Here is an 18,994-nt window from a genome sequence, read left to right on the forward strand (position 1 = left end):
GACGGAGCCCAACCCATGAGCAGCAGCATCAATCCCCGCACCTACGATCCGGTCCCCGCACGCCGCGTGGCCTTCCTGGGCTTGGGCGTCATGGGCTACCCGATGGCGGGGCACTTGGCATCGGCGGGCCATACCGTGACGGTGTACAACCGTACCGCTACAAAATCAGAAGCATGGTGCGCTGAATTCAAGGGCGTTGCAACCGTAAAACATGCCAAGACGCCGCGCGAGGCCGCACAAGGCGCGGACATCGTGTTTTGCTGCGTGGGCAATGACGACGACCTGCGCTCCGTGGTGCTCGGGGCCGACGGCGCGTTCGCCGGCATGCAGCAGGGTGCGGTCTTCGTGGACCACACCACGGCATCCGCGGCGGTGGCGCGCGAACTCTATGGCGCCGCCCGCACGCTGGGCCTGCAGTTCATCGACGCGCCGGTCTCCGGCGGGCAGGCCGGCGCGCAAAACGGGCAACTGACCGTGATGTGCGGCGGCGACGCTGCGGCCTTCGATGCCGTACGCCCCACGGCGATGGCCTTCTCGCGCGCGTTCACCCGCATTGGCGACAGCGGCGCTGGCCAACTGGCCAAGATGGTCAACCAGATCTGCATTGCCGGACTGGTGCAGGGTCTGTCCGAGGCGATCGCCTTCGGCCAGCACGCGGGCCTGGACATGCCGCTGGTGCTCGACGTGATCGGCAAGGGCGCTGCCCAGAGCTGGCAGATGGACAACCGCGGCAAGACCATGGTGGAGGGCCGTTTTGACTTCGGCTTTGCCGTGGACTGGATGCGCAAGGACCTGGGGCTGGTGCTCGACGAAGCCAAGCGCAACGGTGCGCGTCTGCCGGTCACGGCGCTGGTGGACCAGTTCTATGCCGACGTGCAGCTTGCCGGCGGCAACCGCTGGGACACGTCCAGCCTGATCACCCGCCTGGCGCCCAAAAAAGACTGAGGCCCCAAGCGCACTGCCCGCGCAGGGCGAGCAGTGGTTCAATCGCCTGTCACAAGGCGCGGATGGTGCCGACCTGTTCGGCGCGAGCAGCCCGTGCTCAGGGCTTGACTGGCTGCGCCGCCGCGGCGGGGTCCTGCGAGACGGGCGCGGGCTGCTGCGCCGCGCCACCGCGGATCAGTTCCTCTTCGGAGATCACCTCGAACACGCGCACGACCTTGCGTACGCCATCCACGCCGCGCGCGATCTCCGCGGAGCGCTTGGCTTCGCGCTGCGTGACACGGCCCATCAGGTACACCACGTCGCGCTCGGTGACGACCTTGAACGCATTGGCAGACAGGTCCTTGGCGTCCACGAGGCTCGCGCGCACCTTGGTCGAGATGAAGGCGTCGCGCGAGCGCTGCGTCAGCGAGGACGCGGGCATCACGCCCAGGTCGTTGACCACCGAGCGCACGTTGTCCACGCCTTGCGCGATCTGCTCCACCTTCTGGCCGTCGGCGGCCGTGGGCACTTCGCCCGTCAGCAGCACCTGGCGGTTGTAGCTGGTCACGTTCACGTGCACGCGGTCGCCCAGGGTCTCACGGATGCGGCTGGCGGTGCGCATCTCGATGCCTTCGTCCTCCACCTGGGTGCCGGTGGTGCGCCGGTCGGTCGCCATCAGGGTGCCGACCACGGCACCGCCGCCGATGACCAGCGGCGCGCAGCCGGCGAGGCTGCCGGCCAGGGCCGCGGCAGCGAGCGCGGCGCTAGAAATTCGCAGCAGGGGAAATGTCATAGAGGAATCTCCTGTTCTCCAAGTAACTGGGCGTCCACGCCGTCGCACAGGCAGTGCAGCACCAGCGCATGCACCTCGCGTACACGGGCGGCTCGGTCGTGCGGCACGCAGATCTGGACATCGGTCTCGTGCAGCAGCGCGCCCAACGCCCCGCCGTCGCGGCCACACAGGGCGACCACGGTCATGTCCCGCTCATGGGCGGCCTGCACGGCCTGCAGCAGGGCTGGCTCGTTGCCGCCGATGGTGATGACCAGCAGCAGATCTCCTGCCTGCCCCAGGGCGCGCACCTGGCGCGCCAGCACGGCGCTGTCCGCTACGGCGCTGGTGCCGGTGGCCAGGGCATCGGGCAGCAGGGCCAGCGCCGCCAGTTCGGGCCGGTCGCGCTCGAAACCGGCCACGCAAAAGGCTGCGAACTGCAGGGCCTGCGCGGACGAAGGGCCGCTACCGCAGGCCAACACCTTGGCGCCGTTGGTCACACAAGCCCAGATGGCCTGCACGGCTGCGCTGATGGGATGGCTGAGCGCCTGGGCCGACTGGTATTTCAGGTCGGCGCTGTCGATGAAATGCTGTTGGATGCGTTGCTCAAGCATGGGCCGTGAATGATACCTGCGGGTATCGCGGCGCCTGCAGCAAACGGTAGGCCGCGCGCTACGCGGCGTCGAATGCGCCGCGCAGCCACTGCAGCCGGTCGCCCTCGATGAGCACCGCATCGAAGCGGCATGGCGGCGGTGCGGGCCAGCGCAGCAGGTAGTGCTGCGCGGCAAAGACGATGCGCCGCTGCTTGGCCACGCCGATGCTGCCGCCCGCGCCGCCGTAGGCGCTGGCGCCGCGGCTGCGCACCTCCACGAACACCAGCGTGCCGTCGCGCTCGCGCAGGATCAGGTCGATCTCTCCGCCGCCGCGCCCCGGCGTCCGATAATTGCGCTCCACCAGCGCCAGGCCCGCCGCCGTGAGATGGGCCAGCGCGCGGTCTTCCCCCGCCTGCCCCGCGGCGCGCGTGGTGCGCGCGGGCGCACTGCCATTCACCTTCTTGCCGAGGAATCCCATTGAGCGCCTCTTTTGCCTCTGCCTTGAGCGCCGCGCGCGATGCGGCGGCCGCGCAGCATTATCCGCACGGCGCCCTGTACGTGGTCGCCACGCCCATCGGCAACCTGGCCGACATCACACTGCGTGCGCTGCACGTGCTGCAACTGGCCGACACGCTGGCGTGCGAGGACACGCGCCACACCCAGTCGCTGCTGCGCGCCTACGGCATCGACAAGCCCTCCGACCGCCTGCTGGCGCTGCACCAGCACAACGAGGCGCAGGCCGCGCAGATGGTGGTGCAGCAACTGCAGGCCGGCCAGCGCGTGGCATACGTGAGCGACGCCGGCACGCCCGGGGTGAGTGATCCCGGCGCGCGCCTGGTGGCGGCCGTGCAGGCCGCGGGGCTGCGCTGCATTCCCTTGCCGGGGGCCAGCAGCGTGACGAGCGCGCTGAGCGTCGCGGGCGCGGTGGCCCCCACCGCCGACAGCGGCGGCTTCCTGTTCGCGGGCTTTTTGCCGCCCAAGGGTGCCGAGCGCACGGCCGCGGTGCAGCGCCTGGCGGCCGAGCCGCGCTGCGTGGTACTGCTGGAGGCGCCGCACCGCATCGCCGCGCTGGCCGACACGCTGGCGGACCTGGGCGAGCGGCCGGTGACGCTCGCGCGCGAACTCACCAAACAGTTCGAGGAAGTCTCCACGCATCCCGCGCGGGAGCTGGCCGCCTGGCTGGCCGGCGCTCCCCAGCGGGTCAAGGGCGAGTTCGTGGTGCTGCTGCACCCGCTGGCGGCCACGCAGGGCGACGGCGCGGAGGTCGAGCGCGTGCTGCGCCTGCTGCTGGACGAGCTGCCGACCAAGACCGCGGTGAAACTGGCGGCCGACATCGCGCACGCCTCGCGCAACACGCTGTACGAGCGCGCGCTGCAGATCAAGCGGGACGCAGAGCCCGCGGGCGAACACGGCTGAATCGCGCCGGCGCCCCGGTGCCGGCAGCGCCAGCGCCCCATCCGACCGGCATGCACGGGCACGGCGCCGCTGCATGGTCGGCGCGGGCACGCCCCTCATTTCAAGCCGAATTGACCTCCAGCGCTCATCCATCAAGCGCAAGGTGCTATCAATTTGATAAAAATACACCAATGATGGCCAGGCCATCGCGGGCCAGCGCCCGGGCCTACCGCCCCGCGCTGCGCGGCAGGCCGAACGCCAGCGCCCCCAGCGCGCCCTGCGCCAGGCCGTAGACGCCATAGACCACGCCCACGCCCACGGCGGCGGACGCGGCCACGCCGAAGGGGGCCAGCGCGGCCACGGCGGCCGCCTCGCGCGTGCCCCAGCCGCCCACGCTCACCGGCAGCGCCGCCATCAGGAACACAGGCGCGATCGCCCAGGCCCACACGCTGGCCGGCAGCGCCACGCCCAGTGCCAGCCCGCCCCCCGCCAGCGCCGCGGCCGACAGCAGCTGCACCGCCGCCGATGCCCCGGCCTGCCAGACCAGTTGACGCGGGAAGTCGGGGCGCGTTGCGGCTTCACGCAGCGGCGCGAGCCAGCCGCCCGCAAACCGGCGGCTGCGCAGCAGCGCAGGCAGGCACCACGGCAGCGCCAGCCACAGCAGCGTGCCCCCAAGCATCAGCGCGATGAAAAGTCCCCTTGGCAACCGCAGCCAGGGCGCCAGCACGTCGGCACAGGCGGCAGCGCCCAGGCCGCCGATGGCGCACAGCATCCACAGGCCGCTCAGCCGGTCCAGCACCACCGACCAACTGGAGGCCGCCGTGTCCTGACCGCTACCACGCAGTACCACGGCGCGGTACACGTCGCCCCCCACCACGGCCCCCGGCAGCAACGCATTCAGGCCGATGGCCTGGAAGTACCAGCGGCAGGCATCGCGCGCGCTCGCGTTGGCGCCCAGCCACCGCGCCAATGCCCGCCAGCGCAGCGCCGAGACGAGGTTGGAAGCGATGCCCGCCAGCAGGCCCGCCAGCAGCCACACTGGCTGGGCCTGGCGCAGTTGGCCCCACACGCGGGACGGATCGGCCAGCGCCACCACCGCGCCCAGCAGGGCCAGGCCCACCAGGCCGCGCAGCAGGGCCTTGAACGGACGTTTCACGCTATCTTATTAGTAGCTGCTTGCGCTTGCTGGTCGCGCGCCGCAGGCATATTTACTCTTGAATCCGGCACATATTCCTGCGCATGGAACTGCGGTGCCCCGCCGGCCTTGTGGTAGATGCGCATCAGCAGCTCGCCGATCAGGCCCGCCACCACCATCTGCACGCCCATCAGCACCAGCATGACGCCGGCAAGCAGCAGCGGCCGGCCGCCGATGTCCTCGCCCAGCACTTTCTGCAGCAGCAGCCAGGCCAGGATCAGCACGCCCGGCGCAGCCAGCCACAGCCCCAGCCCGCCAAAGGCATGCAGCGGGCGCTGGCGGTAGCGCATGAAGAAGACGATGAGGATCAGGTCCAGGATGACGCGGAAGGTGCGGTCGATGCCGTACTTGGACACGCCGCGCGTGCGCGCATGGTGGCGCACCGGCACTTCAGTGATGCGCGCGCCCGCCTCCTTGGCCAGCGACGGGATGAAGCGGTGCAGCTCGCCGTAGAGGCGGATACGGTCGATGATGGGCCGGCGGTAGGCCTTGAGCGCGCAGCCGTAGTCGTGCAGGTGCACCCCCGTGGCGCTGGAGATCAGCCGGTTGGCGATGCGCGAGGGCAGCTTGCGCGACAGCTCCGCGTCCTGCCGGTCCTTGCGCCAGCCGCTGACCATGTCCACGCTGGAGTCGGTTTCCAGGCGCTCCAGCAGCAGCGGAATGTCGCCGGGTTCGTTCTGCAGGTCGGCATCCAGCGTCACCACATAGCGGCCGCGCACGCGATCGAAACCCGCCTGCAGGGCGCTCGACTGGCCGTAGTTGCGTGCCAGGAACACCGGGCGCAACCAGGGGCGCGTGGCCGCCAGTTCACGCAGCGTGTCGGCGCTGCCGTCGCGCGAGCCGTCGTCCACCGCCAGCAATTCGAAGCTGAGCGGCTGCGCGGACATCGCCTGCGCGATGCGCTCCACGAGGTCGGGCAGGTTCTCGACCTCGTTGTAGATCGGCACCACGATGGAGACGTCGGGCGCTGGAGTAGGGGCGGTGTTCATCAAGGAAACAGTTGTAGCGGGATAATGGCTGCGATTGTGCCTCGCGCGCCCCGCGCGTTCGCGCCCGCCGGACGCACACAGTGCGCTACTTTCCCCTTGCCCCATGACCGCCTCCACCGCGCCCCGCGCGCTTTCGTCCCGCCTTCCCTGGACCCACCCGCTGTTCTGGTTCGCGGCCATCTCGCTGGCGCACGTGGCCATGCGCCTGCTCGCTTCGCCCGCGCTGAAGTGGGATGAGGCCGAGCAGATTCTGTGGACCCAGGAGCTGGCACTGGGCTACGGCCCGCAGCCGCCGCTGTACACCTGGCTGCAATGGGCGATGAACCAGGTGTTCGGCCCCAGCGTGCTGGCACTGTCGCTGCTCAAGCATGGGCTGCTGGCACTGACGTATTCGCTCATGTACCTGGCCGGGCGGGAACTGCTGGACGAGCGGGGGGCCTTCTGGGCGTCGGCGAGCATGGTGCTGATGCCCGCGCTGGGCTGGTATTCGGTCCGCGACCAGACCCATACCATCCTCGTCACGGCGATGGCCTGTGGCGCGTGGTGGCTGCTGCTGCGCATCGTGCGGCGCCCGCGGCCGCTGGACTTTGCCTTGCTGGGGCTGGTGTGCGGCTTCGGCATGCTGGCCAAGTACAGCTTCGCGCTGGTGGCGGGCGCCATGCTGCTGGCGGCACTGTCGGTACCCGAGGCGCGCCGCGCGCTGCTGTCGCGCGGCTGGTGGTGGGCGCCCCTGGTGGGCCTGCTGGTCGTGCTGCCGCATGTGGCATGGCTGCTGTCACACCTCACCGAGGCGACGTCCGGCACCATCAGCAAGATGAACATCCAGCCTGAAAACGGGCTGGTCAAGGGCCTGCTGAGGCTGCTGGAGGGTGTGGTCCCCAGCACGCTGCTGCTGTGGGCGCTGTTCGCGTTGTGGGCTTTCCGTTCGGCCTGGTGGCAGCGGCCGCTGGCGCCGGTGTCGCCGCCGATGCACCGCGTGTTCGTGCGCTACCTGGGCCTGGTGTTGCTGGCGCTGGCCGGCATGGTGGTGTTTGCAGGCGTGAGCAACTTCAAGGGCCGCTGGATACTTCCACTGCTGTGTATGGCACCCCTGGCCGCCTTCTCTGCGCGGCCCGAATTGCAACACCATCCCCGTGCACGGCGCTACACGATCGCCGTGGCCACGATGGCCGTCATCCTGCTGGTGGCTGCCGGCATACGCCCCTGGTTCAGCGGGCTGCGCGGCGAGGTGGATGAGCTGAACCACCCGGCCATCGAACTGGCGGACGCCCTGCGCGCCGCGGGCTATGACGGTACCAGCCCCATCGTCGCGTCCGACCATATGCTGGCCGGCATGCTGCGGGTGCGCTTTCCCGACGCGTTGGTGGACGCCTGTGCGCCGGGCGAAGACGAGATCCCGACCTGCGTCGCGGACCATTTGCGCCGCAGCGTGCAGCGGGGGCAAGGCCTGCTCTTGATTTCACGCACCGACTACGTTCCGTCGAGCTGGTGGGATCAGGCCCAGGCCCGCATCGCGCCGCGTGCGCTGCAGTCCATCCACCTGCCCTTCCACATGGTGCGCGCGGGCACACCCCTGGCCCATTACGAATACATCTGGAGCCCACGCGGCACACAACCATGAGCGTCACCCTGGTCACCGGCTGCGCCGGCTTCATCGGCATGCATTGCGTGCAGCGGCTGCTGGAGCGCGGCGAACGGGTGGTGGGCATCGATAACCTCAATGCCTACTATGACGTCGGCCTGAAGCACGCGCGCCTGGACCGCTTGCACTGTCAGAGCGACTTCACTTTCGAGCAGATCGATGTCGCCGACCGCGACGCCATGCATGCGCTGTTTGCGCGGGTGCGTCCCCATCGGGTGTTGCATCTGGCGGCACAGGCCGGCGTGCGCTACTCCATCGACCAACCCGACGATTACACCGACTCCAATCTCCTGGGCTTCGGCAACATCCTGCAGGGCTGCCGCGCACAGCAGGTGGAGCACCTGGTGTTTGCCAGCAGCTCCAGCGTGTACGGAGGCAACGCGAAGTTGCCGTTCTCCGAGCGCGACGCGGTGGACCATCCCGTCAGCTACTACGCGGCGACCAAGAAGGCCAATGAGGTGATGGCGCATGCCTACGCGCACCTGTACGGCATTCCGACCACGGGCCTGCGGTTTTTCACGGTGTATGGGCCATGGGGGCGGCCCGACATGGCGCTCTTCAAGTTCACCCGCGCCATGCTCGCGGGCGAGACGATCGACGTCTACGGCGAAGGTCAGTTGGTGCGTGACTTCACCTACATCGACGACATCGTCGAGGGCGTATTACGCGTACTCGACAAGCCCGCCACACCCGACGCCGCATTCGTTCCACTGTCGCCGTCGCCCGGCTCGGGCCTTGCGCCCTACCGTATCTTCAATATTGGCAACAGCGCTCCTACGCTGCTCATGGACTACATCCAAGCGCTGGAGGAGGCGTTGGGGATGGTCGCCCTCAAGCGCATGCTTCCACTACAGCCCGGCGACATGCACAGCACGGCGGCCGACATGTCGGCGCTAGCTTCCTGGGTCGGCTTTGCCCCCCATACGCCCGTGCGGGACGGCGTGGCGCGCTTCGTCCACTGGTACAAGGACTTCTACCCATCATGAAAGTTACGGTTTTTGGCACCGGCTATGTCGGCCTGGTGCAGGGTGCAGTGCTGGCCGACGTCGGCCACGATGTGATCTGCGTGGACGTCGATGCCGCCAAGGTGGCCGCGCTGCAGGCGGGCCACATTCCCATCCACGAGCCGGGGCTGGAGCCCCTGGTGCAGGCCAACCAGGCGGCAGGCCGGCTGCGCTTCACTACTGACGCCGCTCAGGGCGTGGCCCATGGGGAGCTGATCTTTCTCGCCGTCGGCACCCCGCCCGATGAGGACGGCAGCGCTGATCTGCAGCATGTGTTGGCCGTCGCGCGCACCATCGCGACCCACATGACCGCGCCGAAGACCATCGTCAATAAATCCACCGTCCCCGTGGGCACGGCCGACAAGGTCGCCGATACCGTACGCAAGGTGCTGGAGACGCGGGGCGTGGCCTTGGCATTCGAGGTGGTGTCCAACCCCGAATTCCTCAAGGAAGGCGCTGCCGTCGCCGATTGCAAGCGGCCCGACCGCATCGTCATCGGTACACGCGCACCCCAGGCCGAGCGCCAATTGCGGGAGCTGTATGCGCCTTTCAATCGGAACCACGACCGCATCGTGATGATGGATGTACGCAGCGCCGAACTGACGAAGTACGCCGCCAACGCCATGCTGGCCACCAAGATCAGCTTCATCAATGAAATGGCCAACCTGGCCGAGCAACTGGGTGCGGACATCGAAGACGTGCGCCGCGGGCTCGGAAGTGACCCGCGCATTGGCTACCACTTCATCTATCCCGGCGTGGGTTACGGCGGGAGCTGCTTTCCCAAGGACGTCAAGGCCCTCATCCACACGGCCCAGTCCATTGGCTTCACCCCCGATCTGCTGCTGGCGGTCGAAAGCCGCAATGACGCGCAGCGGCAGTTGCTGGCGCGGCGCATCATTGCGCACTACGGCGGCAGCCTGCGCGGCAAGACCATCGCGGTCTGGGGGCTGGCCTTCAAGCCGGAAACCGATGACATGCGCGAAGCGCCCAGCCGTTACCTCCTGCAGAGCCTGTGGGCGGCAGGCGCCCAGGTGCGCGCCCACGACCCGGCCGCCATGGACGAGGCCCGGCGCATTTTCGGAGAGCGTGACGACCTGGTGCTGTGCGGCAGTCCCACCGAGGCATTGGAAGGAGCGGACGCGTTGGCCATCGTGACGGAATGGAAAATCTTCCGCGTGCCCGACTTTGCGCAGATGGCCCATGCGCTCCACGACCGTATGGTCTTTGACGGACGCAACCTCTATGACCCCGAGACCATTACGCGCTTCGGCCTGGGGTACGTATCAATAGGACGCGCGCCAGTCGTCGGCATGTCCTGAAACCCAACCACGTGGGGGACCTAAGACAACAGAGGGCCGTTTCCGTCCGCCCTCGGGTCCCGCGCGCCGCAGATTCAAGAAGCGGAGCAGCCTGAACAAAAACAAAAAGGCCCACCGAAGTGGGCCTTTTTTTGACTGTCAGTATTTGGTTGCGCGAGAAGGATTTGAACCTCCGACCTTTGGGTTATGAGCCCAACGAGCTACCAGACTGCTCCATCGCGCGGTAGACAGAAATTATAACCTATATTTAAGCTTCCGTGGAAGAAACTTCAGGCGTCTCAGAACGATCCACCAGTTCGACGTACGCCATGGGCGCGTTGTCGCCCACCCGGAAGCCCATCTTCAGAATGCGGGTGTAGCCGCCGGGACGCGTCTTGAAACGCGGACCCAGGTCGTTGAACAGCTTCGTCACGCTGTCACGATCACGCAGGCGATTGAAAGCCAGGCGGCGATTCGCAACGGAATCTTCCTTGGCCAGGGTGATCATGGGTTCGATCACGCGGCGCAGTTCCTTGGCCTTGGGCAATGTGGTCTTGATGGCCTCGTGCTCGATGAGCGAGTTCATCATGTTCTGCAGCATCGCGAGGCGGTGCGAGCTGGTGCGATTGAGTTTACGGAGACCGTGTCCGTGGCGCATGGTGCTTTCCTTAGATGTAATTAAATCGGGCAGCCGTATCAGGTACTGCCCGAGGCACTGGCTCTTTTCAGAGAACCTTAAATTATAACTTAACGCTTGTCGAGCCCTGCCGGAGGCCAGTTCTCGAGCTTCATACCGAGGGTCAGGCCGCGCGAAGCGAGCACTTCCTTGATCTCGTTGAGCGACTTGCGACCCAGGTTCGGCGTCTTCAGCAGTTCATTCTCGGTTCGCTGAATCAGATCACCGATGTAATAGATGTTCTCTGCCTTGAGGCAGTTGGCAGAGCGAACGGTGAGTTCCAGTTCGTCCACAGGACGCAGCAGGATCGGATCGAAGGTCGCAGCGCCGCGAGAGCTTGCCGGCGCATCGAAAGCTGCCAACTCACCGCCTTCCAGCTGCGCGAATACTGCCAGTTGTTCCACCAGAATCTTGGCGGAAGCGCGGACCGCGTCCTCGGCAGTAATAGCGCCGTTGGTTTCGATCTCGACGACGAGCTTGTCCAGGTCCGTGCGCTGTTCCACACGCGCGCTCTCGACGGTATAGCTCACGCGTTTCACCGGCGAGAAGGAAGCATCCAGCACGATACGGCCAATGGACTTCGTCGCCTCGTCCGCGTAGCGGCGCAGGTTGCCGGGCACGTAGCCGCGGCCCTTCTCCACCTTGATCTGCATGTCCAGCTTGCCGCCCGCAGACAGCGTGGCAATGACGTGCTCGGGGTTCACGATTTCAACGTCGTGCGGCGTCTGGATGTCGCGCGCTGTGACGACGCCTTCGCCATCCTTGCGGAGGCTCAGCGTGACTTCGTCACGGTTGTGCAGCTTGAACACCACCCCCTTGAGGTTCAGCAGGATGTTGACCACATCCTCCTGAACGCCGTCAATGGACGAGTATTCGTGCAAGACACCGGCAATCGTCACCTCCGTTGCTGCGTAACCCACCATGGAAGAGAGCAGTACACGGCGAATGGCATTGCCCAGCGTGTGCCCGTAACCGCGCTCAAAAGGCTCCAACGCCACCTTGGCACGGTTGGGGCCAAGTTGCTCGACATTGATTGCCTTGGGTTTCAGCAAATTGGTTTGCATGCAGACTTCCTCTCAATACCCCCAGCTCGTTACACCGGTAAGGCTGGTGAAGCGCCTAAACCGCGATGCCTCGCGGTTCAGGGACGATTTCGGCTAACTTAAGGCTATGGTTTAACGCGAGTACAACTCAACGATCAGGGATTCGTTGATGTCTGCACCGAACTCATCGCGATCCGGGACCTTCTTGAAGGTACCTTCTACCTTGTCGGCATTCACTTCGACCCAAACGGGCATGCCCACCTGCTGCGCCAATTGCAAAGCTTCAACAATACGTGCCTGCTTCTTGGATTTGTCGCGTACCGCAACCACGTCGCCGGCCTTGACCAGATAGGATGCGATGTTGACGCTTTGACCATTCACCGTGATGGCCTTGTGGGACACGAGCTGGCGCGCTTCGGCACGGGTCGAGCCGAAGCCCATGCGGTACACCACGTTATCCAGGCGGCACTCGAGCAGGCCGAGCAAATTAGCGCCTGTATTGCCCTTGAGGCGTTCAGCGGCCTCGAAATAGCGGCGGAATTGCTTTTCCAGCACGCCATACATGCGCTTGACTTTCTGCTTTTCGCGCAGTTGCAGACCATAGTCTGACGTGCGTGCGCCAGAAGTACGGCCATGCTGGCCTGGCTTCGAATCAAACTTGGCCTTGTCCGCGATAGAGCGGCGTGCGCTCTTCAGGAACAGGTCGGTGCCTTCGCGGCGGGAGAGTTTGGCCTTGGGGCCGAGATAACGTGCCACTTTTTATATCCTTGAATCGACTGCCGCAGCGGACTGCGGGAGCCACCATCGCGCCAGGCGATCGGTGGCGGTGGGCTTATGAAACCAATTAAATACGGCGGCGTTTCTGGGGGCGGCAACCGTTGTGGGGCACAGGCGTCACATCCGAGATGGAGGTGATGCGGATGCCGAGAGCGCCCAGCGCGCGCACCGAGGATTCGCGGCCAGGACCGGGACCCTTGATTTCGACATCGAGGTTCTTGATGCCTTGCTCAATGGCTGCGCGACCGGCCACTTCCGATGCCACCTGAGCAGCAAAAGGAGTTGACTTGCGCGAACCCTTGAAGCCCTGGCCACCAGAAGACGCCCAGGACAGAGCATTGCCTTGGCGATCGGTGATCGTAATGATCGTGTTGTTGAAGGAGGCGTGCACGTGGGCGATGCCGTCCGAAATGTTCTTGCGAACCTTCTTGCGCACACGTTGCGCGGCATTATTGGCAGGAGATTTAGCCATAGTGATCTTTCAGAATCTTACTTCTTCAGTGCCGCTGCACCCTTGCGCGGGCCCTTGCGGGTGCGTGCGTTGGTGCGCGTGCGCTGACCACGCATCGGCAGACCGCGACGATGACGGAAACCGCGATAGCAACCAATGTCCATCAGTCGCTTGATGTTCATCGTGGTCTCACGGCGCAGGTCACCTTCGATGGTGAACTGAGCGATCTGGTCGCGAATCTTCTCCAGATCGGCATCGGTCAATTCCTTGACCTTCTTGGAATAAGCAATTCCGCATGCCTCGCAAATCTTGCGAGCACGGGTACGCCCGATCCCGTAGATGGCCGTCAGGCCAATCTCGGTGTGCTGATGGGGCGGGATATTGATACCAGCAATACGTGCCATGTTCGTCCTCTAATACTTCCCAATCAACCTTGGCGCTGCTTGTGGCGCTGATCCGTGCAGATCACGCGCACAACGCCCTTGCGGCGGATGATTTTGCAGTTACGGCAAATTTTCTTGACCGAAGCCGAAACCCTCATTGCATTCTCCTAAACTTGTCCAATCGTTCCGGCCCAGTGCGCGGAACACAAAATAAGTGCCCGCGATGGATCGAAGGGCATCAATAAGCCGTTGCTTCTTGACGAACCCGCGACTATAGCGCATTCGCCAAAGGCACACGGACATCAGGTACCTAATGTCGTCTTGAAGTTAGCCTTCTTCAGCAGCGACTCGTACTGCTGCGACATCATGTAGTTCTGTACCTGAGCCATGAAGTCCATCGTCACGACAACGATGATCAGCAACGACGTACCACCAAAATAGAACGGCACGTTGTACTTCAGGATCAGGAACTCGGGCAGCAAACACACGAATGTGATGTAAACAGCCCCGGCCAGCGTCAGCCGCACCAGGATCTTGTCGATGTAGCGCGCGGTATGTTCACCCGGGCGGATGCCTGGAATGAATGCTCCGCTCTTCTTCAGGTTGTCTGCCGTTTCGCGGCTGTTGAAAACCAGAGCCGTGTAGAAGAAACAGAAGAAGATGATCGCCGCGGCGTAGAACATCACATAGACCGGCTGGCCGGGCGTCAGTGCCGCAGAAATATCACGCAACCACCGCATCGACTCTCCCGCACTGAACCAATTCACAATGGTTGCAGGCAGCAGGATGATGGACGACGCAAAGATTGGAGGAATCACACCCGCCATGTTGAGCTTCAAAGGCAGATGGGAGGATTGCCCACCATAGACCTTGTTGCCCACCTGGCGCCGCGCATAGTTCACCAGTATCTTGCGCTGACCACGTTCGACGAAGACGACGAAGTACGTCACCAGTCCCACGACGATCACGATGAAGATGGCTGCCAGGATGCTCATCGCCCCCGTGCGCACCAGCTCCAACAGACCACCGATAGAACTGGGCAGACCCGCGGCGATACCGGCAAAGATCAGGATCGAAATACCGTTGCCCAGGCCGCGCTCAGTGATCTGTTCACCCAGCCACATCAGGAACATCGTGCCGGCGGTCAGGCTGACCACTGCCGTGAGCCGGAAGCCGAAGCCCGGACTCAACACGAGACCTGCGGAGCTCTCCAGAGCCACCGCAATACCCAGCGATTGGAAAATCGCCAAGCCCAACGTTCCATAACGGGTGTACTGCGTGATCTTGCGGCGCCCGGCCTCCCCTTCCTTCTTCAACTGCTCGAATGTGGGCACCACATAGGTCATCAGCTGCATGATGATCGATGCCGAGATGTACGGCATGATCCCCAGCGCGAAGACCGTGAAGCGCGAGAGCGCTCCACCCGAAAACATATTGAAAAGGTTGAGAATGCCGCCCTGCTGGCCACTGAACAACTGCTGCAGCTGCGCCGGGTCAATCCCAGGAACGGGAATGTGCGCGCCGATGCGGTACACAACCAACGCGAGCAGCAGAAAGACCAGACGCCGGCGGAGATCGCCAAACTTACCGGTTTTTGCCAGTTGAGCTGCGTTAGTAGCCACAGATGCCTTTCGTCAGAACCAGATCAGGCCAGGCTACCGCCGGCCGCTTCGATGGCAGCCTTGGCGCCAGCAGTTGCGGTGATTCCCGACAGCTTCACAGCCTTGGAAATCTCGCCACTCTTGATCACCTTGACCACCTTGGCCAGCTCGCCCACCAGTCCTGCGTTCTTCAACGCCAGCACATCCACCTCAGCCAACCCCAGGTTTTCCAGGGCGGTCAAGGAGATTTCCGCATTGAACTTCAGCAGGTGCGACTTGAAGCCGCGCTTGGGCAGACGGCGCTGCAAAGGCATTTGACCGCCTTCGAAGCCCACCTTGTGGTACCCCCCGGAGCGGGACTTTTGTCCCTTGTGGCCACGGCCAGCGGTCTTGCCCAGGCCGGAACCAATGCCGCGACCAACGCGGCGCGCGGCGTGCTTGGCACCATCTGCGGGCTTGATGCTATTGAGTTCCATCATCAACCTCTCAGAGGACTTTGACCAGATAGCTGATCTTGTTAATCATGCCGCGCACTTCAGGCGTGTCCTTGAGTTCGCTGATGCTGTTGAGCTTGCGAAGACCCAGGCCACGAACGGTAGCGCGGTGCGATTCTTTGGTGCCAATCGGGCTGCGCACCAGTTGAATCTTGATGGTTTGTTGCGTTGTCATTGCACGCCTCCCTATCAGGCAGCGAAGAGGTCTTCGACCGTCTTACCGCGCTTAGCGGCCACTTCGGCCGGCGTAGTGGAATTGGTCAGGGCGTCAAACGTGGCGCGAACCATGTTGTAAGGGTTGGACGAACCATGGCTCTTGGCCACGATATCGGTAATGCCCATCACCTCGAACACGGCGCGCATCGGGCCGCCAGCGATGATGCCGGTACCCTTGGGGGCCGGGGCCATCATCACCACGGCTGCGCCGTGGTGGCCCGTCACGTTGTGGTGAATGGTGCCGTTCTTCAGCGACACCTTCACCATGTTGCGACGTGCCTCTTCCATGGCCTTTTGCACGGCGGCGGGCACTTCCTTGGACTTGCCCTTGCCCATGCCCACGCGGCCGTCACCATCGCCAACCACCGTCAGCGCAGCGAAGCCCAGAATGCGGCCACCCTTCACGACTTTGGTCACGCGGTTGACCGCGATCATTTTTTCGCGCAGACCGTCGTCCTGACCTTCGCTCTGTACCTTGGGTTGAAATTTAGCCATTTTGTATTCCGCTCCGCTTAGAACTGCAGGCCGGCTTCACGGGCTGCATCGGCCAGGGCCTTCACGCGGCCGTGGTATGCAAAACCTGCACGATCAAATGCAACCTTCTCGACACCGGCCGCCTTCGCCTTCTCGGCGATGCGCTTGCCGATGATCTGGGCTGCAGCGGCGTTGCCACCCTTGCCCGAGCCACCGAGCGACTTGCGCACATCGGCTTCGGCCGTGGATGCGCTGGCCAGCACCTTGCTGCCATCGCCGGAGATCACACTGGCGTAGATATGGAGATTCGTACGATTGACCGTCAGACGCGCGACACCTTGCTGGGCAATGCGGATGCGGGTCTGGCGGGCACGACGAAGACGCTGCTCTTTTTTGGTCAACATGCTGCAGCTCCTTACTTCTTCTTGGTCTCTTTGATCGTGACTTTTTCGTCCGCGTAGCGGATACCCTTGCCCTTATAGGGCTCGGGCGGACGAACGGCACGGATCTCGGCGGCCAGCTGGCCCACCACTTGGCGGTCAGCACCCTTGATCACGATTTCGGTGGGCGTCGGCGTGGCAACGGTGATGCCGGTAGGCATCTCGAAGTTCACGGGATGCGAAAAACCGATGGCCAGGTTCAGCTTGTTGCCGGAGGCTGCTGCCTTGAAGCCCACGCCAATCAGCGTCAACTTCTTCTCAAAGCCCTTGCTCACACCGACCACCATGTTGTTCACCAACTGGCGCACGGTGCCGCTCATGGCATTGGCTTCACGCGAGTCGTTGACCGGCTCAAAGCTCAGCTTGCCTTCGTTGTTAGACACCTTCACCAGCGCGTTCTGCGCCAGCGACAGCACGCCACCAGCACCCTTGACACTGATCTGGTCGTCCTTGATGGACACATCCACGCCTGCGGGGATGCTTACCGGGGATTTACCTACACGGGACATTTCAGTCTTCTCCTCAATGCCACGTTAAGCGACGTAGCAAAGCACCTCGCCACCGACACCGGTAGCGCGCGCCTTGCGGTCGGTCATCACACCCTTGGGCGTCGTGACAATTGCCACACCCAGGCCGTTCATGACTTGCGGAATGGAACCACAGCCCTTGTACACGCGCAGGCCGGGACGGCTCACGCGCTCGATGCGCTCGATCACCGGGCGACCGGCGTAGTACTTCAGGGTGATTTCGAGTTCAGTCTTGCCGCTCTCGGACTTCACTTCGAAGCCGTCGATATAACCCTCGTCCTTCAGCACCTGGGCGATGGCAACCTTCACTTTGGAAGAAGGCACCGACACGGTGGCCTTGGACACCATTTGTGCGTTGCGGATGCGGGTCAGCAAGTCAGCGATGGGATCACTCATGCTCATGTTGTATCTCTCCTGCCTGCTTACCAGCTGGCCTTGGTGACACCGGGGATGTCACCGGCAAATGCCAGTTCACGGATCTTTGCGCGACCCAGACCGAATTGACGGAAAGTGCCACGGGGACGACCGGTGATTTCGCAGCGGTTACGCTGGCGCGTGGGGTTGGCGTTGCGAGGCAGTTTCTGCAGGCCCAGACGGGCCGCTTCGCGCTCTTCGTCGCTGCGCTTGGCATCGCCGGCAATCGCCTTCAGTTCCGCGTACTTGGCGGCGTACTTGGCGGCCAGTTTTTCGCGCTTCAGTTCGCGCTGGATCAAAGCTACTTTAGCCATACGCTGCCTTTAGTTCTTGAACGGGAAACGGAAAGCCGTGAGAAGCGCCTTGGCTTCTTCGTCGGTCTTGGCCGTCGTGGTGATGCTGATGTTGAGGCCGCGCAAGGCATCCACCTTGTCGTACTCGATCTCAGGGAAAATGATCTGCTCTTTGACGCCGATGTTGTAGTTGCCGCGGCCGTCGAATGCGCGACCGGAGATACCACGGAAGTCGCGCACGCGGGGCAGCGCGATCGTCACGAAGCGATCCAGGAATTCGTACATCTGCGCACCGCGCAGCGTCACCATGCAGCCAATGGCCTGGCCTTCGCGGATCTTGAAACCGGCGATAGCCTTCTTGGCCTTGGTCACCACGGGCTTCTGACCAGCGATCTTGGTCAGGTCTGCCACGGCGTTGTCCATGATCTTCTTGTCCGCCACGGCCTCGCTCACGCCCATGTTGAGCGTGATCTTGGTCAGACGGGGAACCTGCATGGGCGAGGTGTAACCGAACTGTTTGACCAGTTCGGGGGCGATCTTGTCGCGGTAGATTTCTTGCAGTCGTGCCATGTGGACTCCTTAGGCAGCCTTGATTTCGGCGCCGCTGGACTTGAACACGCGAACACGCGTGCCGTCGGCCTGCACCTTGATGCCCACGCGGTCAGCCTTGCCGGTAGCGGCATTGAAAATGGCCACGTTGGATTGGTGGATGGGCATGGCCTTTTCCACGATGCCGCCAGTCGTACCCTTCATGGGGTTCGGCTTGACATGCTTCTTGACCAGGTTAATGCCTTCGATGACCAGATGAGAGTCATCCTTGCGCAGCGACACCGTGCCGCGCTTACCCTTGTCGCGCCCGGTGAGCACGATGACTTCGTCGCCCTTGCGGATCTTGTTCATGGCGCGTCCTTCAGAGAACTTCGGGAGCCAGGGACACGATCTTCATGAAGCGCTCGGTACGCAGTTCACGCGTCACGGGGCCGAAGATGCGGGTGCCGATGGGCTCCAGCTTGGAATTGAGCAACACTGCTGCATTGCCGTCGAACTTCACGAGCGAACCGTCGCCGCGGCGGATACCCTTCGCCGTACGCACAACCACTGCGCTGTAGACCTCGCCCTTCTTGACGCGGCCACGCGGAGCAGCTTCCTTCACGCTCACCTTGATGATGTCGCCAACGCTGGCATAGCGACGCTTGGAACCGCCCAGCACCTTGATGCACAGGACGGACTTCGCGCCGGTATTGTCGGCAACGTCTAACCGAGATTCTGTTTGGATCATTTCAATATTCCCAACTTGCACCAGCGGTCGAATGCCCCGAAGCCTTTCAAGGCGGCCGACCTGCCAGTCAGTCTTGGGCCCGTCGTCCACGCCGCAAACCATTTGCGGCGCTTCCCG

The 18,994-nt window shown here is 63.9% G+C and carries 27 protein-coding genes and 1 tRNA gene; 5 read left to right on the top strand and 23 right to left on the bottom strand.

The genetic code is table 11. From position 1 onward, the window contains the following. Positions 1-15: 15 nt before the first annotated feature. On the top strand, positions 16-945 hold the full coding sequence (locus tag I3K84_RS10935) for an NAD(P)-dependent oxidoreductase (protein ID WP_011803878.1): 930 nt from the start codon (positions 16-18) through the stop codon (positions 943-945). Positions 946-1,042: 97 nt separating this feature from the next. Here I3K84_RS10935 and I3K84_RS10940 read toward each other — a convergent pair whose 3' ends face one another. From I3K84_RS10940 to I3K84_RS10950, 3 genes are read right to left on the bottom strand one after another with little or no spacing between them, the layout of a single operon-like run. Further along, positions 1,043-1,717 (bottom strand): BON domain-containing protein, encoded by a 675-nt coding sequence (locus I3K84_RS10940; protein ID WP_012655453.1) that lies wholly within the window; start codon positions 1,715-1,717, stop codon positions 1,043-1,045. Then, entirely contained in the window at positions 1,714-2,307 is a 594-nt protein-coding gene (locus I3K84_RS10945; protein WP_011803876.1) for an SIS domain-containing protein, read from the bottom strand. Before I3K84_RS10945 ends, I3K84_RS10940 begins: the two co-directional genes overlap by 4 nt. Positions 2,308-2,365: 58 nt before the next feature. Beyond that, complete coding sequence (locus I3K84_RS10950; RefSeq protein ID WP_011803875.1) at positions 2,366-2,764, bottom strand: YraN family protein; 399 nt, start codon at positions 2,762-2,764, stop codon at positions 2,366-2,368. Between I3K84_RS10950 and rsmI the strand changes: the two genes are divergently transcribed. Beyond that, complete coding sequence (gene rsmI / locus I3K84_RS10955; protein ID WP_196994503.1) at positions 2,764-3,702, top strand: 16S rRNA (cytidine(1402)-2'-O)-methyltransferase; 939 nt, start codon at positions 2,764-2,766, stop codon at positions 3,700-3,702. The two genes, I3K84_RS10950 and rsmI, sit on opposite strands and share 1 nt — an antisense overlap. A gap of 205 nt (positions 3,703-3,907) precedes the next feature. Here the strand turns inward: rsmI and I3K84_RS10960 are convergent, their stop codons facing one another. Together I3K84_RS10960 and I3K84_RS10965 are read right to left on the bottom strand one after the other, a co-directional pair. After that, positions 3,908-4,837: a lysylphosphatidylglycerol synthase transmembrane domain-containing protein gene (locus tag I3K84_RS10960; protein WP_196994504.1), complete on the bottom strand. Its 930-nt coding sequence runs from the start codon at positions 4,835-4,837 to the stop codon at positions 3,908-3,910. Continuing rightward, complete coding sequence (locus tag I3K84_RS10965) at positions 4,834-5,865, bottom strand: glycosyltransferase family 2 protein (protein WP_103738158.1); 1,032 nt, start codon at positions 5,863-5,865, stop codon at positions 4,834-4,836. Before I3K84_RS10965 ends, I3K84_RS10960 begins: the two co-directional genes overlap by 4 nt. Before the next feature lie 103 nt (positions 5,866-5,968). On the opposite strand from I3K84_RS10965, the gene I3K84_RS10970 reads away from it, so the two are divergent. From I3K84_RS10970 to I3K84_RS10980, 3 genes are read left to right on the top strand one after another with little or no spacing between them, the layout of a single operon-like run. Continuing rightward, positions 5,969-7,486 (top strand): glycosyltransferase family 39 protein, encoded by a 1,518-nt coding sequence (locus I3K84_RS10970; RefSeq protein ID WP_168727693.1) that lies wholly within the window; start codon positions 5,969-5,971, stop codon positions 7,484-7,486. Next, complete coding sequence (locus I3K84_RS10975) at positions 7,483-8,493, top strand: NAD-dependent epimerase (protein WP_196994505.1); 1,011 nt, start codon at positions 7,483-7,485, stop codon at positions 8,491-8,493. The genes I3K84_RS10970 and I3K84_RS10975 overlap by 4 nt, the downstream gene beginning before the upstream one ends. Then, positions 8,490-9,830, top strand: a complete 1,341-nt coding sequence (locus I3K84_RS10980; protein ID WP_196994506.1) for a UDP-glucose/GDP-mannose dehydrogenase family protein — start codon at positions 8,490-8,492, stop codon at positions 9,828-9,830. The genes I3K84_RS10975 and I3K84_RS10980 overlap by 4 nt, the downstream gene beginning before the upstream one ends. Positions 9,831-9,976: 146 nt before the next feature. On the opposite strand, the gene I3K84_RS10985 is transcribed toward I3K84_RS10980, so the two are convergent. The 18 genes from I3K84_RS10985 to rplN form a co-directional block, all read right to left on the bottom strand. Beyond that, positions 9,977-10,053 (bottom strand) — tRNA-Met (locus tag I3K84_RS10985). Between the two features lie 24 nt (positions 10,054-10,077). Next, on the bottom strand, positions 10,078-10,467 hold the full coding sequence (gene rplQ / locus I3K84_RS10990; protein ID WP_047350282.1) for a 50S ribosomal protein L17: 390 nt from the start codon (positions 10,465-10,467) through the stop codon (positions 10,078-10,080). An 89-nt stretch (positions 10,468-10,556) separates the two neighbouring features. Then, complete coding sequence (gene rpoA / locus I3K84_RS10995) at positions 10,557-11,549, bottom strand: DNA-directed RNA polymerase subunit alpha (RefSeq protein WP_011803867.1); 993 nt, start codon at positions 11,547-11,549, stop codon at positions 10,557-10,559. A gap of 111 nt (positions 11,550-11,660) precedes the next feature. Continuing rightward, positions 11,661-12,284 carry a 30S ribosomal protein S4 gene (rpsD, locus tag I3K84_RS11000; RefSeq protein WP_011803866.1) on the bottom strand — a complete coding sequence of 208 codons (624 nt, stop codon included), beginning with the start codon at positions 12,282-12,284 and terminating at the stop codon, positions 11,661-11,663. 88 nt (positions 12,285-12,372) lie between these two features. Beyond that, positions 12,373-12,777, bottom strand: a complete 405-nt coding sequence (gene rpsK, locus I3K84_RS11005; RefSeq protein ID WP_011803865.1) for a 30S ribosomal protein S11 — start codon at positions 12,775-12,777, stop codon at positions 12,373-12,375. A 17-nt stretch (positions 12,778-12,794) separates the two neighbouring features. Then, positions 12,795-13,160, bottom strand: a complete 366-nt coding sequence (gene rpsM, locus I3K84_RS11010) for a 30S ribosomal protein S13 (protein ID WP_011803864.1) — start codon at positions 13,158-13,160, stop codon at positions 12,795-12,797. Between the two features lie 23 nt (positions 13,161-13,183). Next, positions 13,184-13,297: a 50S ribosomal protein L36 gene (gene rpmJ, locus I3K84_RS11015; RefSeq protein ID WP_003050535.1), complete on the bottom strand. Its 114-nt coding sequence runs from the start codon at positions 13,295-13,297 to the stop codon at positions 13,184-13,186. 144 nt (positions 13,298-13,441) lie between these two features. Further along, on the bottom strand, positions 13,442-14,761 hold the full coding sequence (gene secY / locus I3K84_RS11020; protein ID WP_011803863.1) for a preprotein translocase subunit SecY: 1,320 nt from the start codon (positions 14,759-14,761) through the stop codon (positions 13,442-13,444). Positions 14,762-14,784: 23 nt separating this feature from the next. After that, on the bottom strand, positions 14,785-15,216 hold the full coding sequence (gene rplO, locus I3K84_RS11025) for a 50S ribosomal protein L15 (RefSeq protein WP_011803862.1): 432 nt from the start codon (positions 15,214-15,216) through the stop codon (positions 14,785-14,787). Positions 15,217-15,226: 10 nt separating this feature from the next. Beyond that, positions 15,227-15,409 (bottom strand): 50S ribosomal protein L30, encoded by a 183-nt coding sequence (gene rpmD, locus I3K84_RS11030; protein ID WP_012655443.1) that lies wholly within the window; start codon positions 15,407-15,409, stop codon positions 15,227-15,229. Positions 15,410-15,423: 14 nt separating this feature from the next. Then, positions 15,424-15,945, bottom strand: a complete 522-nt coding sequence (gene rpsE, locus I3K84_RS11035; protein ID WP_011803860.1) for a 30S ribosomal protein S5 — start codon at positions 15,943-15,945, stop codon at positions 15,424-15,426. A gap of 17 nt (positions 15,946-15,962) precedes the next feature. Beyond that, positions 15,963-16,328 (bottom strand): 50S ribosomal protein L18, encoded by a 366-nt coding sequence (gene rplR / locus I3K84_RS11040; RefSeq protein ID WP_011803859.1) that lies wholly within the window; start codon positions 16,326-16,328, stop codon positions 15,963-15,965. An 11-nt stretch (positions 16,329-16,339) separates the two neighbouring features. Further along, a complete protein-coding gene (gene rplF, locus I3K84_RS11045; RefSeq protein ID WP_011803858.1) occupies positions 16,340-16,873 on the bottom strand; it encodes a 50S ribosomal protein L6 in 534 nt (177 codons plus the stop codon). 24 nt (positions 16,874-16,897) lie between these two features. Beyond that, positions 16,898-17,293 (bottom strand): 30S ribosomal protein S8, encoded by a 396-nt coding sequence (rpsH, locus tag I3K84_RS11050; protein WP_011803857.1) that lies wholly within the window; start codon positions 17,291-17,293, stop codon positions 16,898-16,900. Between the two features lie 20 nt (positions 17,294-17,313). Further along, complete coding sequence (gene rpsN / locus I3K84_RS11055; protein WP_011803856.1) at positions 17,314-17,619, bottom strand: 30S ribosomal protein S14; 306 nt, start codon at positions 17,617-17,619, stop codon at positions 17,314-17,316. A gap of 9 nt (positions 17,620-17,628) precedes the next feature. Further along, positions 17,629-18,168, bottom strand: coding sequence for a 50S ribosomal protein L5 (gene rplE, locus I3K84_RS11060; RefSeq protein ID WP_011803855.1), 540 nt, complete (start codon positions 18,166-18,168; stop codon positions 17,629-17,631). 9 nt (positions 18,169-18,177) lie between these two features. Continuing rightward, positions 18,178-18,498, bottom strand: coding sequence for a 50S ribosomal protein L24 (gene rplX / locus I3K84_RS11065; RefSeq protein ID WP_011803854.1), 321 nt, complete (start codon positions 18,496-18,498; stop codon positions 18,178-18,180). 10 nt (positions 18,499-18,508) lie between these two features. Beyond that, on the bottom strand, positions 18,509-18,877 hold the full coding sequence (gene rplN / locus I3K84_RS11070) for a 50S ribosomal protein L14 (RefSeq protein WP_011803853.1): 369 nt from the start codon (positions 18,875-18,877) through the stop codon (positions 18,509-18,511). Positions 18,878-18,994: the final 117 nt, after the last annotated feature.

This window comes from Diaphorobacter sp. JS3051, assembly GCF_015832135.1.
Classification (GTDB): domain Bacteria; phylum Pseudomonadota; class Gammaproteobacteria; order Burkholderiales; family Burkholderiaceae_C; genus Diaphorobacter; species Diaphorobacter nitroreducens.

What these genes read in the sequence shown, in the direction of transcription:
- rpsM (WP_011803864.1), bottom strand. Translation starts at nt 13,160, where the DNA reads ATGGCACGTATTGCTGGTATCAATATCCCGCCCCATCAGCACACCGAG.
- I3K84_RS10935 (WP_011803878.1), top strand. Translation starts at nt 16, where the DNA reads ATGAGCAGCAGCATCAATCCCCGCACCTACGATCCGGTCCCCGCACGC.
- rplR (WP_011803859.1), bottom strand. Translation starts at nt 16,328, where the DNA reads ATGTTGACCAAAAAAGAGCAGCGTCTTCGTCGTGCCCGCCAGACCCGC.
- rpsN (WP_011803856.1), bottom strand. Translation starts at nt 17,619, where the DNA reads ATGGCTAAAGTAGCTTTGATCCAGCGCGAACTGAAGCGCGAAAAACTG.
- rpsE (WP_011803860.1), bottom strand. Translation starts at nt 15,945, where the DNA reads ATGGCTAAATTTCAACCCAAGGTACAGAGCGAAGGTCAGGACGACGGT.
- I3K84_RS10975 (WP_196994505.1), top strand. Translation starts at nt 7,483, where the DNA reads ATGAGCGTCACCCTGGTCACCGGCTGCGCCGGCTTCATCGGCATGCAT.
- rplX (WP_011803854.1), bottom strand. Translation starts at nt 18,498, where the DNA reads ATGAACAAGATCCGCAAGGGCGACGAAGTCATCGTGCTCACCGGGCGC.
- rplN (WP_011803853.1), bottom strand. Translation starts at nt 18,877, where the DNA reads ATGATCCAAACAGAATCTCGGTTAGACGTTGCCGACAATACCGGCGCG.
- I3K84_RS10950 (WP_011803875.1), bottom strand. Translation starts at nt 2,764, where the DNA reads ATGGGATTCCTCGGCAAGAAGGTGAATGGCAGTGCGCCCGCGCGCACC.
- rpsK (WP_011803865.1), bottom strand. Translation starts at nt 12,777, where the DNA reads ATGGCTAAATCTCCTGCCAATAATGCCGCGCAACGTGTGCGCAAGAAG.
- rplO (WP_011803862.1), bottom strand. Translation starts at nt 15,216, where the DNA reads ATGGAACTCAATAGCATCAAGCCCGCAGATGGTGCCAAGCACGCCGCG.
- rpmD (WP_012655443.1), bottom strand. Translation starts at nt 15,409, where the DNA reads ATGACAACGCAACAAACCATCAAGATTCAACTGGTGCGCAGCCCGATT.
- rplE (WP_011803855.1), bottom strand. Translation starts at nt 18,168, where the DNA reads ATGGCACGACTGCAAGAAATCTACCGCGACAAGATCGCCCCCGAACTG.
- rplF (WP_011803858.1), bottom strand. Translation starts at nt 16,873, where the DNA reads ATGTCCCGTGTAGGTAAATCCCCGGTAAGCATCCCCGCAGGCGTGGAT.
- I3K84_RS10940 (WP_012655453.1), bottom strand. Translation starts at nt 1,717, where the DNA reads ATGACATTTCCCCTGCTGCGAATTTCTAGCGCCGCGCTCGCTGCCGCG.
- I3K84_RS10945 (WP_011803876.1), bottom strand. Translation starts at nt 2,307, where the DNA reads ATGCTTGAGCAACGCATCCAACAGCATTTCATCGACAGCGCCGACCTG.
- rpoA (WP_011803867.1), bottom strand. Translation starts at nt 11,549, where the DNA reads ATGCAAACCAATTTGCTGAAACCCAAGGCAATCAATGTCGAGCAACTT.
- rplQ (WP_047350282.1), bottom strand. Translation starts at nt 10,467, where the DNA reads ATGCGCCACGGACACGGTCTCCGTAAACTCAATCGCACCAGCTCGCAC.
- I3K84_RS10980 (WP_196994506.1), top strand. Translation starts at nt 8,490, where the DNA reads ATGAAAGTTACGGTTTTTGGCACCGGCTATGTCGGCCTGGTGCAGGGT.
- I3K84_RS10965 (WP_103738158.1), bottom strand. Translation starts at nt 5,865, where the DNA reads ATGAACACCGCCCCTACTCCAGCGCCCGACGTCTCCATCGTGGTGCCG.
- rpsH (WP_011803857.1), bottom strand. Translation starts at nt 17,293, where the DNA reads ATGAGCATGAGTGATCCCATCGCTGACTTGCTGACCCGCATCCGCAAC.
- I3K84_RS10970 (WP_168727693.1), top strand. Translation starts at nt 5,969, where the DNA reads ATGACCGCCTCCACCGCGCCCCGCGCGCTTTCGTCCCGCCTTCCCTGG.
- rpmJ (WP_003050535.1), bottom strand. Translation starts at nt 13,297, where the DNA reads ATGAGGGTTTCGGCTTCGGTCAAGAAAATTTGCCGTAACTGCAAAATC.